Origin of the sequence: Maritalea myrionectae (assembly GCF_003433515.1) — a bacterium.
GTDB classification, from domain to species: domain Bacteria; phylum Pseudomonadota; class Alphaproteobacteria; order Rhizobiales; family Devosiaceae; genus Maritalea; species Maritalea myrionectae.
On the sequence record NZ_CP021330.1, the window covers coordinates 814720 to 827270 of the forward strand.

The following is a 12551-nucleotide window of genomic DNA, read 5'->3' on the forward strand; positions in this document are numbered from 1 at the left end:
TATGCGCCTGGGGATCACCATATCTGCGGTTTCACACGCCGCCTTGATTGCTGTTGGGCTGATGTCCTTTGGCCAGGCTGATGCGTTTGATCCGCAAGAGATTGAGGCGATCCCGATTGAGTTGGTGCCGATTGAAGAATTTTCCAATATTCGGCAAGGCTCGCTCGACAGCAATGTGATCGAGACCGAGACGCCGTCTGCAGTAGATACGGATACACCTGCCGAGCTGGCGGAGCCAACGGGCAACACGCAAGAAGATCAGGTGACGCCGAAAGATACGCCGGACCCAAGCCCAGCGCCCACAGATAATTCTGCGCCTGAACCGACGCCGCCAACGCCCCCCGCGCCCGAACCGACACCGGAGCCGGTTGAGCCTGAGCCACAGCCGGAACCGGTGGAGCCAAGTGCACCAGCCCCAGTTGAGGAACCGACGCCAGAACCTGTTGAAGAACCGACCGAGCAACCTGTGGTGACCGAAGAACCTGCGCCGGAGCCAACGCCTGTGCCCCCATCGCCCCCTGCGGCCACCAGTGCGGTTGAAAAAGCACGGCAAGCCTTTGCCGCGCAGGAGGCGGAGCGCCAAAAGCAAGCTGCAGCGGAACGGGCACAACAGGAAAAGCAAAGCGAAGAAGCTGACAAGATTTCCGATATCATCAACAAAGAAGAAAGCCGTGGTGGCACCACCGGACAGGGCGGACAGAAAACGGCTGGCAAAACCAGCGGTACAGCGGCTCGGTTGACCCAATCAGAGCGGGCGGCCTTGGCTGCGCAAATGCGCAAATGCTGGAACCCGCCGATTTCTGCCTTGGATGAGGATGGCTTGACCGTGCGGCTTTTGGTTGATTTGAATCGTGATGGTTCGGTTGCTGGCACGCCGCAAGTGATGGATATTTCAATATCCGGTCAGGTTGGCCAGGCCACCGCGTCCGCCGCGCAACGTGCGGTGCGTCGGTGCGGGCCTTATCAATTGGCGGCTGAAAAATATGAAGAGTGGCGTCAGGTTGATGTCACATTTGATCCACGGGATCTGAGATAGATTATATGCAAAGCCGGTCCGAGTTATGCGTTAAAGGGGCGGAATAGGAGATGGAAATGATAACATTCTCGCGTCGAAATGCCTTGAAACTGGGCGCTGCCAGCATGGGGGCCAGCCTATTTGCGCAACCTGCAGCAGCATTGGTGAAAATCGTGGTCACAGGTGGTGACTTTGAACCGATGCCGATCGGGGTGCCGACTTTCAGCTCTGCCGATCCACAATTGGGCAGTGAACTGACGCAAATCGTGATCGATAATCTACGCGGTTCCGGCCTTTTTGCGCCTTATCCAACCGAGCAGATGCCGTTGAAAATGGGTGATGTGAACCAAACACCTGAGTTTGGGGCCTGGCGGCAATTGGGCGCTGATGCGTTGGTGATGGGTTCTGTACAGCGCACGGGCGGGCAAATCCGCGCGGATGTGCGCTTGTGGGATGTGGTTGCGGGTGAAGAAGGCTTTGGCCGTTCCTTTGCTGCCGACGAAAACAATAAGCGTCGGGTGGCGCATATCCTGTCGGATGCGGTCTACAAAACATTGACTGGTGAGGATGGGTATTTCGATACCCGCGTGGTCTATGTGGCAGAAAGCGGGCCCAAGGCCAACCGGGTTAAGCGCCTGGCGATCATGGATCAGGATGGGGCGAACAACCGTTATCTGACGGATGGCGGCTCGATCGTGTTGACGCCGCGCTATTCGCCCACGGGCAATATGCTCTCCTATATGAATTTTTCCGGTGACGTGCCGCAGATTTATTTGTTGGATTTGTCGACCGGTCAGCAGCAGCGCGTCGCAGATTTTGGCAAGATGACCTTGTCGCCGCGGTTTTCGCCCGATGGCAGCCACTTGGCGTTCAGCGTCACCACGGGCGCGGACACAAATCTGTATCTGATGAATTTGCAGCAGCGCAAGCCGATGCAACTGACATCTGGTGCGTCGATCAATACCAGCCCCAGCTTTTCTCCAGATGGTCAACGCATTGCCTTTGAAAGTGACCGCGGTGGCTCACAACAGATTTATGTGATGAGCGCAAATGGTGGCGGTGCACAGCGTATTAGTTTTGGTGATGGCCGTTATTCAACGCCCGTCTGGTCGCCTAAGGGTGACTTGATCGCCTTTACCAAGCAAAAGGATGGTCAATTCCATATTGGCACCATGCGGCCTGATGGCTCCGGTGAGCGTGTTCTTTCTTCAAGTTATTTGATGGAAGGGCCAACTTGGGCGCCGAACGGTCGGGTATTGATGTATTTCAAAGACCCGGGTGGCGACAGCGGACCGCAGCTTTACACGATTGATGTGTGGGGCCGGAACGAGCGGCGGATTGAGACACCAACCTACGCGTCGGACCCAACATGGTCGCCGCTATTGGGTTAAGGCACAAAATTGTGCCTTCTTGACCGGTTGCGCTAAGGTGCTTAGCTCGAACAGACACAGCACTTTGGCTGTGGGTCAGGAAGGCGAACATGCTAAATTCTTTGCGATTTGATCAAATGCTTGACCAATTGGCGCCGGCAGAGCGGGCGCCCGTTGTGTTTTTGGGGCATGGCAATCCGCTTTATGCCATCACGGATAATGCGTTTGCGCAAAGCTGGCAGCAATTGGGGCAAAAGCTGGCACGGCCACAAGCCATATTGTGCATATCGGCCCATTGGGAAACACGTCATTCCACGCTGGTGCATGTGGGGGCAATGCCCAAAACCATTCATGATTTTTATGGCTTTCCGCAGGATTTGTTTGATGTGCAATATCCTGCCGCTGGTGCGCCAGAACTGGCGCATGATGTGGCGCTCATGCTGAAAAACCATGCGGCGATCCCCACTGAGGAGTGGGGCTTGGATCATGGAGCCTGGGCGGTGTTGCGGCATCTTTATCCGGAAGCTGATATTCCCGTGTTTCAAATCTCGATCAATCGGGATTTGGATTTTGCCGGGCAACTTGCTTTAGGGCGCGACCTTAAGGCGCTTCGTGATCGTGGGGTGTTGATCTTGGGCAGCGGCAATTTGGTGCATAATTTGCGGGCAATCTCGCGCGACGTCGAGGCGTTTGATTGGGCGCAGGAGTTTGACCAAAAGGTTTCGCAATATCTCATTGATCGCAATTTTGGTGAGATGGCGGATCCGGAGCAATATGGCAGCCTGCTGCCACAAGCGCATCCGAGCGTGGAGCATTTTGCACCCGCCTTTTATTGCGCTGGCTTGGTGGATGAAAAGGATCAATTGGCGTTCTTTAATGACCAGTTTGATATGGGCAGCTTATCTATGCGATCATTTATTTATTACACGAATTGATTGCGGGTTGCATTTAGGCAACGGAATTGGGCGTTTTTCGCCTTAAAATAGCCGGATTAAGACCGCATTAACCGCGTTAACAAACCCCAAATTAAGATAAATAAGGGTATAACCGGGTCAATCAATTTCGACCTTTTCTGGAGCTATTAAGGACCATGTCCATGGCAAATAATATGATGCGCCTTTTGAAAGGCATTACAATGGTGGCGTTGGTGGCATTTGTTGCCGCTTGTGCGCGTACACCAGACGCAGGTGTTGGCAATTTGGGGCCAGGTCAGGCTCAGCCCGGCACACCGCAAGAATTTTTGGTTGCTGTTGGTGACCGTGTGTTCTTTGAAACCGACAGCTCAGTATTGACTGCCGAAGCCCGTGCGACTTTGGACAAGCAAGCCGTATGGTTGCAGAAATATTCACAATACAGAGTTTTGGTTGAAGGCCATGCCGATGAGCGTGGCACCCGCGAATACAACATCGCGTTGGGTGCACGTCGGGGCAGTGCTGCCGTCAACTATTTGGTTAGCCGTGGTGTGAGCTCCACACGCATCACCACCAAGAGCTTTGGTAAAGAGCGTCCTGTGGCAGTTTGTGACGATATTTCATGTTGGTCACAGAACCGCCGTGCGGTGACCGTGTTGCTGCCATAAGCACCATTTAAGAATCCTCTGCTGGAGGCGGGCGCCGGGCTTCGCAATTTGCGGACCCGGCGTTTTTTTGTCTTATTTTTGTTTTACCTTCAATCTATTAGGTGGTTTGATGCGTGACGGTTCGTTACGAACGAAGGAGTGACTTTATGTCGGTTATGAACAAACGTTGGGCAAAAATGATTGCTGCAGCGACGATGGGTGTGGTTTGCGCCGGGGCAACCGGTGTGGCGCAAGCAGGCAGCCAGACGAATGACACGGCGTTCAGCCGTTTGATCCAGCTCGAACAGCAGGCAGATTTGTTGAGCAACCATGTTTTGGTGCTTGAACAAGGGTTTGACGGATTGGGCATCGAACGTGTTTCGGATCGCCAGCCAATCAAGGTGAAAGTGGCGCAGTCTCGGCAAGTGGCCGAAGTGAATGTGCGCATTGATGCGATTGAAGAGCGGATGCGGACATTGACGGGTCAAGTTGAGGGGCTTCAATTCCAGCTCACTCAAATGCAGACTTTGCTTGAACGCATGCAAGAAGATTATGAATTCCGGTTCCAAGAACTCGAAGGCGGTGCGCTGGGAAAAACTAGTGCGGCACCCCAATCAGATCGCGAGACGCCATCTGGGGGAGTGCCGCAGAGCCAAAGCGAGGGAACTTTAGCTGATCAAGACGTGCCCTTAACACTTGGTACGCCTGAAGGCACGCTGGGCACACTTTCTGGTGACGCATTGGCGGGCATCGGCGCGGGGCAGCCTATGGACCTTGAGTTTGATCCGGGTGCAGCCTTGTCGGATGCGGATGCCAAGGCGCAATATGATGCGGGCTACGAAGCCTTGCTGCGCGGCGATTATGTGTTTGCGGAAGACCAGTTCCGGCAATTTATTGGACTGTTTCCGAACAATAGGCTGGCCCCAGATGCCTATCATTGGTTGGGCGATAGTTTGCTCAATCGCGGTGAATATGAAGAAGCGGCAGAAGTGCTGCTCAGGGGCTTTGAAGCCCATCCAAATGCTGCACGTTCACCCGATATGGTGATGAAATTGGGGATTTCCCTAAACAGTGCTGGCGAAAGGGAGACCGCTTGTCGTACGTTTGTGGAAGTGTTGCGTCGATATCCCGACCAACCCAAGGCATTTAAACAACGCGTCTCAGAGGAACAGCGAAAGGCACAATGTTAAATATTGAACGTCAACATCAGTATTTGCTTGAGCCAGATTTTCTGAATTATATTTTCGCGCCGCTTTTTGAAACCCAAAAGGCGGCGCTTGCTGTTTCTGGGGGACCAGACAGCATGGCCCTGATGCATTTGGCCGCGCGCTTTGCAGCGCAGCAGGATCAAGACATTGAATTGGTTGTGCTCACCGTCGATCATGGCTTGCGCCCGGAAGCTGCTGAGGAAGCACTGCTGGTGCAACGTGCGGCACAAGCCTTGGGGCTTGCCTGTTCCATTCTGACGCCTGATGCATTTGCCCCCACGTCCCGCATTCAAGAAAGTGCGCGGGAGGTCCGCTATCAATTGATGCAAAATAAAATGCAGGAATTGGACCTTACCCAGCTTTTTACCGCACATCATTTGGATGATCAGGCGGAAACATTTTTCATGCGGTTGGCGCGGGGCAGCGGGCTTTCCGGGCTTGGGGCCATGGGGCGCAATTCGGTGGCGTTCGGGCTTGATATTATTCGCCCCTTCCTCGATTTGCCTAAGGCCGATTTGGTGTCATTTTTGGATGCAGAGCAAATTGGCTATGTGGTGGACCCGTCCAATAATGATGAAAAGTTTGAACGCGTGCGATGGCGGCAGGCGTTGAAAGGGTTGCAGCGCTTGGGGTTGCAAACAAAAAATATAGGTCTTTCAACCCGACGATTGCGACGTGCGGACGCCGCCTTGAATGCCGTTGCAGAGGGTGTTTATAGCGAGCGGTTCTTTATCGACCCCTTTGGCTGCGTGTTGTTTGACCATGCTCTGATCAAGTCTGAACCTGCCGAAATCGGGGTTCGTTTGCTGGTGCGGGCGCTTGATGATGCAGGTGGTGCGTCGGCGGCGCCGGACCTCGCCAAAGTTGAAGCGCTCTATGATTTATTGTGCATGGGGCAACTGCATTTGCGCGGGCAAACGCTGGGCGGTTGTGGCATTCGTGGTCATGGCGCTCTAATTCAAGTGTTCCGTGAAGTAGGGCGCCTGAATGATCATCCCCTGTCGCTGGAGCCGGGCGAGAGTTTGATTTGGGACGACCGGTTTAAGATCATCTTGGCGGCTGATGCGCCCGGGTCGGTGCAAGTGCAACCAGCGACGGCGATGACCCGCGCTAAATTCGATCAATTGTTGCCTGACTTGAGTTTTGTGCCGATGGAAGCTGTGCGCGCTGCGCCAGTGGTGACCAGCGGTGACGAGATTTTAGCGCTCGGCGAACATGTTTTAGGCCCCAATATTGACGTTTTTCGGATATTTGGTCCCAATGCGCTGTCTTAAGCGCCGCAAGTGCGGCAATTGGTCGGGCGTTTGTTAAACACATTGTGTTAAGAACAGTCATCAAATTGAAGGTCGCGCCCCTTGTAACTAAGGGCATTGGACCTTACATTCGATCCAAATTCTCATTGTGTGCGTATAGAGTATGCACATTTATTCAAGGCAGGTTAAATGAACGGTAATTTTCGCAACCTTGCAATTTGGATGATTATCCTTGTTATGTTGCTTGGCCTCTTCCAAATTTTTCAAACATCGTCGCAAACTGCGGGGCTGACACAAAAGACCTATTCACAATTCGTTTCGGATGTGGATGCTGGGTCTGTTCAAAACGTCACCATCACCCAAAATCGGTTGCGCGGCACTCTAAGTAACGGGCAGCAATTTGAAACCTATCTGCCTGAAGGGGTGGATGTGGTGTCCCGTCTTGAAGCCCGTGGCGTGACGATTGAAGCTAAGCCACCGGAATCAAGCCCGTTCTGGACAATCCTTTTGTCCTCATGGTTGCCGTTTATTGTGATCATTGCCGTATGGTTCTTCTTTATCCGCCAGATGCAAGGTGGCGGTCGCGGCGGCGCAATGGGCTTTGGCAAGTCGCGCGCAAAACTGCTGACGGAGAGTAACGGCAAAGTAACATTTGAAGATGTTGCTGGTGTCGACGAAGCCAAACAAGACCTTGAAGAGATCGTGGATTATTTGCGCGATCCAGGTAAGTTTCAGCGCTTGGGCGGTAAAATTCCGCGCGGTGTGCTGCTGGTGGGCCCTCCAGGTACAGGTAAAACATTGTTGGCACGTTCTGTTGCCGGCGAAGCCAATGTGCCGTTCTTCACCATCTCGGGTTCTGACTTTGTTGAAATGTTTGTGGGCGTTGGTGCGAGTCGCGTGCGCGACATGTTTGAACAAGCCAAGAAAAACTCGCCCTGTATCATCTTTATTGACGAGATCGATGCGGTGGGCCGTTCACGTGGCGCAGGCTTCGGCGGCGGCAATGATGAGCGCGAGCAAACATTGAACCAGTTGCTGGTTGAAATGGATGGCTTTGAAGAAAATGAAAGCATCATTTTGATTGCGGCGACCAACCGTCCAGATGTGTTGGATCCAGCATTGATGCGTCCGGGTCGTTTTGACCGTCAGGTTGTTGTGCCAAATCCAGATGTGACTGGCCGCGAACAGATTTTGAAAGTGCATGTGCGCAAAGTGCCGTTGGCACCTGATGTGGATTTGAAAATCCTGGCACGTGGTACACCTGGTTTTTCTGGTGCGGAAATCATGAACTTGGTCAACGAATCAGCATTGTTGGCAGCGCGTCGCAATAAGCGCTTTGTGACCATGGCCGAATTTGAAGATGCGAAAGACAAAATCATGATGGGCGCGGAACGCCGTACCCTAGCCATGAAAGAAGATGAAAAGCGCAATACCGCCTATCACGAAGCTGGCCACGCGCTTGTCTCGCTGATCATGTCGCATGTGTTGGACCCGATTCACAAAGCCACCATCATCCCGCGCGGTCGCGCATTGGGCATGGTGATGAGCTTGCCCGAGAGCGATCAATATTCGTTCTCGAAAGAAAAAGCGTTGGCCCAATTGGTGCTGGCCTTTGGCGGACGTGAAGCGGAGATCCACAAGTTTGGCCCGGATAAAGTAACGTCAGGTGCCGCAGGTGATATTCAGGGTGCCACAAAGTTGGCGACCTCCATGGTCACCGAGTGGGGCATGTCTGAAAAGTTGGGTCGTGTGCTTTATAAGTCTGATCCGCAGGGTATTTATGGCCCAGCCAATGTCGATCACATGTCCGACGACACAGCGCGTCTTATTGATGAAGAAGTGCGCACCTTGGTGGAAGAAGCTGAAACCAAAGCCCGCAACTTGATCAAAGAGCATGAGCAATTGTTTGAAGACATTGCCCAATCTTTGCTTGAGTTCGAAACCTTGACGGGTGACGAATTGCGCGCCTTGCGTGATGGCAAAAAGCCCACACGCTCGGATGACGACAACACGCCAACAGCGAAGTCAACAGGCGTGCCACGTGCGGGCAAAGCTGTGCCGAAGAAAAAGCCAAATGATGATGGCAAGGGCACTGAAGGTGATGCGGAACCGCAAACCGATAGTTAAGGTTCTTCAAGATACCAAACGAACAATGAAAGAGGCCTTCGGGCCTCTTTTTTATTGGTGCAGCGGGTGCTAAAGTTGAAGGTGTGCGAACCGGAGTTTATCTGATGCCGTCGTTTGAAATCCTACTTGCCTTTTTGATCACAACAGCCTTGTTTGCTTATTTGCCCGGCCCGGCGATGATTTATGTTTCCGCGCAGACAATTGCGCGTGGCCAATGGGCTGGCCTGATGGCTGCCCTTGGTGTGCATTTGGGGGGCTATGCCCATGTGATGCTGGCCGCCTTCGGTTTGGCCGCACTGTTGCTGGCGGTGCCTACGCTTTATTTGGTGGTGAAGATTGCGGGGGCGCTCTATCTCATTTATCTCGGCCTGATGATGATCTTCCGCCGCGGCAAGGCGGACCAAGCGGATGAGCCACGCACCAAAAGCGCCAAGCGGGCGTTTGTTGAAAGCATCAGTGTTGAAGTGCTCAACCCCAAAACTGCATTGTTCTTTATTTCGTTTTTACCGCAATTTGTGTCGCTTGATGCCAGCTTGCCGCTTTGGGCGCAAATGCTGATTTTGGGCACCATTGTGAATGTCATGTTTTCAAGCGCAGATTTGGCTTGTGTTTTATTTGCGGGTTGGATGCTCAAACGGTTAACAGCCGCTAGTGCCCGCTCAGCTTGGCTTCCACGTATCGGCGGCACGTTTTTGATTGGCCTGGGCGCCAAATTAGTGCTGGATAGGTCTTGACCTGAGGGCTAAAGGTATTATTGCCATAATTTAGATTTGGTTTTTGTTTAACTCGTATTTTGAGTTTTGTATTTTCGAACGGATAGGCGTGGCCTATCGCAATTGGATGGGTTTATGGCACGTAAATATTTTGGAACAGACGGTATTCGGGGGAAGGCAAACGGCGATAAGCTGACGCCAGATCTCGCCATGCGCGTTGGCCAAGCTGCCGGGATGGCGTTTCGTCGCGGCGATCACCAGCATCGCGTGGTGATTGGCAAGGATACGCGGCGTTCCGGCTATATGATCGAATATGCCCTGACCGGCGGTTTTACATCTGTGGGTATGGATGTCTATTTGCTTGGCCCGGTGCCGACCCCAGCAGTGGCCATGTTGACCCGCTCATTGCGGGCTGATTTGGGCGTGATGATTTCCGCCTCCCATAATCCATTTGAAGATAATGGCATCAAGTTTTTCCAGCCCGACGGATTTAAGCTGTCTGACGAGATCGAGGAAAAGATTGAAGCGCTGGTGGAAAAAGGCGTGTCCGCCGGGTTGACGCAGGGCCGGGAAATCGGCCGCGCCAGACGGATTAACGAGGTAACCACCCGCTATACCGAATTTGCCAAGCGCACACTGCCGCGCCACACGGACTTCACGGGCCTTAAAATTGTTGTCGATTGCGCCAATGGTGCCGCATACAAGACAGCACCAGAAGCGCTCTGGGAACTGGGCGCAGAGGTCATTGCGATGGGTGTTGAGCCCGATGGCTTTAACATCAATAAGGATTGCGGCTCTACTGCCCCGGAAGCACTGTGCAAACGGGTGGTCGAAGAAGGCGCTGATATTGGCATTGCCCTAGATGGCGACGCGGATCGCGTTGTGATCGTTGATGAAAAAGGGCAGATTGTCGATGGCGACCAGCTGATGGCCGCTTTGGCCCTTTATTGGCATGAGCTTGAATGGCTGAACGGGGGCGGCATTGTCGCTACCATCATGTCCAATCTCGGCCTTGAACGGTGCTTGAGTGACAATCATTTGCGGCTTGAACGCACCAAGGTTGGCGACCGTTATGTGCTCGAGCGCATGCGTTCGGGTGGCTACAATATGGGCGGTGAGCAATCCGGCCACATCATTCTGTCAGATTTTTCAACAACAGGTGACGGTCTTGTTTCGGCGCTGCAAGTGATGAGCCTGGTACAAAAGCGCCAGCGTCCTGTTTCTGAGGTCTGCAAGATGTTTGATCTTGTGCCGCAGCTTTTGACCAATGTGCGCATTTCTGGCGGCACACCCTTGCATGATGATCGGGTGATAAAGGCCATTGCCAGTGGCGAACAAAAGCTGGGTGCAACAGGCCGCCTGGTGATCCGTCCGTCAGGTACAGAACCTTTGATCCGCGTTATGGGCGAAGGCGATGATGAGGGGCTTGTCAAACAAGTCGTGGGCGATATTGCCCAGATTATTGAGGGCGTGGCCTAAGCCACACCCGCAGATTTAAGCGGAAGGCGGCGGTGGATACTGCCGCTTTTTTTTGCGCCGACGCCGGATGACGCCCTCGGATACGGCAACCCCGAAAAGAATCAATCCAAAGCCCACAAATTGCAATGCGGCCAAGCGTTCACCAAACAAGATTGCGCCAAATATGATTGAGGCTGCGGGAATTAAATAGTTGGACTGGGCGACAAAGGCAGCCGTGGTGTTGTCGAGCAGGCGATAGAGCACAATGGTTGTGGCCCATGTTGGCAAAATCGCCAGATAAATCACAGCGGACCACCCGCTGATTGGCACAGATTGCGGCAAGGGCTCAAAAATCAAGGCGCATATGGTTGCGGTGATTGAGGCGAATATCAACACGCCGAGAGATTTGGTCATGGCTGGCATTTCCAGCACGTTGCGCGAAATCATGCCATTGCTGGCATACCCGCCGGTTGCAATGACCAGCAAGATAAAAGGCAGCAGGGAAAAGGCGGCCGCTGCTGTTTCTTCGGCCCCATTGCCCAGGATGACCGCTGCAACCCCCAAAAAGCCGCACAAAAGGCCCAGTAATCGAATGGGCGTTGCGCGTTCTGCAGGTAAAAAAATTAGCGACAAAAGCATCACTTGGATGGGTACAGTGGCCATCATCAATCCCGCGATGGATGAGGGAATATATTGGCTTGCATAATTGATCAGCATGAACGGCATTGCCGTGCCCAAACTGCCCATTACCGCGCAAGCGAGCCATTGTTTTTTGCCTTTTGGCAGGCTGACGCCGCGCCAAAACGCAAATAAAATCATTAAGATTGCAGCTATTGTGAGTCGTATGGCGGCAATCCAAAACGGGGTGAAGTAGTCGATCGCAAATTTGATGGTTGCGAAGGAGCTGCCCCACACAAGTACCAGAAATAAAAGGAAAATCCAGTCGCCGATGGTGCGCGATTGTGTGGTCATGTCGGGCCTTGAACAGTGGAGAAATAGTTCGGGGAGAGAATCTTAACATAACAGAGTAATTTGAAAAATATTAGGGTTAAATATTTAGGTTAAGTGCGTTTTAAGAAAAAGCGTCGATACTCTTTCTCGGAAAGTCAAGAAAAGTGGCTTGCGTAGAAGGATTAGAATGATGCTTAAGTGGATTGGAGCTGCCCTGTTTGCAGTTGCCTCAATGTTTGGAACGAGCGCTTTGGCCGCCGATTGGCCTCAGCCTGAGCCTGAATTGCCAGAAGTAGATTACGGCCTTTCCGGTGCGTTTTATTTGCGCGGCTCTGTTGCGGGCAACGCAATGTGGGCGCGCAATGTAGAGTTTTGTCCATGTCCAAACTCGGCTACACCAACTGACATGGGCTGGGGCTACAGCCTTGGTGCAGGTGCTGGTTATGAGTTCGGCAACGGTTTCCGTACGGATTTGACCATTGATTGGTTGCGGAATACCGGTTTGACCGCAAATGGCTATTCAGCAGATTTGCGCTCAACCGTGGCGTTGGCAAACGTTTATTATGATTTTGATTTGGGCGGCGTGGGCCTAAGTGCAGATGGTGGCTGGCAGGGTTATGTCGGCGCTGGCTTGGGTAAAGCCTGGCACTACACTTCCGCGACACATGCGACCAACCCAGATCTCGCTGCAGGTGCGGGTAACCGCTCTTGGGCCGGTGCTGTGATGGCTGGTGTTGCCTATGATATGGGCGCTGCTGTTGCCGATATCGGCTACCGTGCATTGTGGCACAAAGGGTTCTCAACCCAAGGGTCTGGCATGTGGGTGCAAGACGCTGTTGCTCACGAAATTCGCGCCAGCGTTCGCTACCGCTTCTACTAAGCTTTAGCGATTATCGAT

At 53.0% G+C, this 12551-nt stretch carries 11 protein-coding genes; 10 read left to right on the plus strand and 1 reads right to left on the minus strand.

The features are described from left to right. Position 1: 1 nt before the first annotated feature. The 9 genes from MXMO3_RS18620 to glmM all read left to right on the plus strand — a co-directional run bounded on the left by MXMO3_RS18620 (position 2) and on the right by glmM (position 10723). Entirely contained in the window at positions 2-1036 is a 1035-nt protein-coding gene (locus MXMO3_RS18620) for a cell envelope integrity TolA family protein (protein WP_162889126.1), read from the plus strand. Positions 1037-1092: 56 nt separating this feature from the next. Then, positions 1093-2406 (plus strand): Tol-Pal system beta propeller repeat protein TolB, encoded by a 1314-nt coding sequence (gene tolB / locus MXMO3_RS04115; RefSeq protein WP_245985801.1) that lies wholly within the window; start codon positions 1093-1095, stop codon positions 2404-2406. A gap of 89 nt (positions 2407-2495) precedes the next feature. Beyond that, complete coding sequence (ygiD, locus tag MXMO3_RS04120) at positions 2496-3320, plus strand: 4,5-DOPA-extradiol-dioxygenase (protein WP_117395027.1); 825 nt, start codon at positions 2496-2498, stop codon at positions 3318-3320. A 155-nt stretch (positions 3321-3475) separates the two neighbouring features. Further along, complete coding sequence (gene pal / locus MXMO3_RS04125) at positions 3476-3964, plus strand: peptidoglycan-associated lipoprotein Pal (protein ID WP_051213609.1); 489 nt, start codon at positions 3476-3478, stop codon at positions 3962-3964. A 146-nt stretch (positions 3965-4110) separates the two neighbouring features. Beyond that, on the plus strand, positions 4111-5133 hold the full coding sequence (gene ybgF / locus MXMO3_RS04130) for a tol-pal system protein YbgF (RefSeq protein ID WP_117395029.1): 1023 nt from the start codon (positions 4111-4113) through the stop codon (positions 5131-5133). Beyond that, positions 5127-6425, plus strand: a complete 1299-nt coding sequence (gene tilS, locus MXMO3_RS04135; protein WP_117395030.1) for a tRNA lysidine(34) synthetase TilS — start codon at positions 5127-5129, stop codon at positions 6423-6425. The genes ybgF and tilS overlap by 7 nt, the downstream gene beginning before the upstream one ends. A gap of 168 nt (positions 6426-6593) precedes the next feature. Further along, positions 6594-8531, plus strand: a complete 1938-nt coding sequence (gene ftsH, locus MXMO3_RS04140; RefSeq protein ID WP_027834949.1) for an ATP-dependent zinc metalloprotease FtsH — start codon at positions 6594-6596, stop codon at positions 8529-8531. 104 nt (positions 8532-8635) lie between these two features. Beyond that, positions 8636-9265: a LysE family translocator gene (locus tag MXMO3_RS04145; protein WP_117395031.1), complete on the plus strand. Its 630-nt coding sequence runs from the start codon at positions 8636-8638 to the stop codon at positions 9263-9265. A gap of 114 nt (positions 9266-9379) precedes the next feature. Further along, a complete protein-coding gene (glmM, locus tag MXMO3_RS04150; protein WP_027834947.1) occupies positions 9380-10723 on the plus strand; it encodes a phosphoglucosamine mutase in 1344 nt (447 codons plus the stop codon). Positions 10724-10738: 15 nt separating this feature from the next. Here glmM and MXMO3_RS04155 read toward each other — a convergent pair whose 3' ends face one another. Beyond that, positions 10739-11674 (minus strand): DMT family transporter, encoded by a 936-nt coding sequence (locus MXMO3_RS04155; protein ID WP_027834946.1) that lies wholly within the window; start codon positions 11672-11674, stop codon positions 10739-10741. Positions 11675-11840: 166 nt separating this feature from the next. Here MXMO3_RS04155 and MXMO3_RS04160 point away from each other — a divergent pair, with 166 nt between their 5' ends. After that, entirely contained in the window at positions 11841-12533 is a 693-nt protein-coding gene (locus MXMO3_RS04160; protein WP_027834945.1) for an outer membrane protein, read from the plus strand. Positions 12534-12551 lie beyond the last annotated feature (18 nt).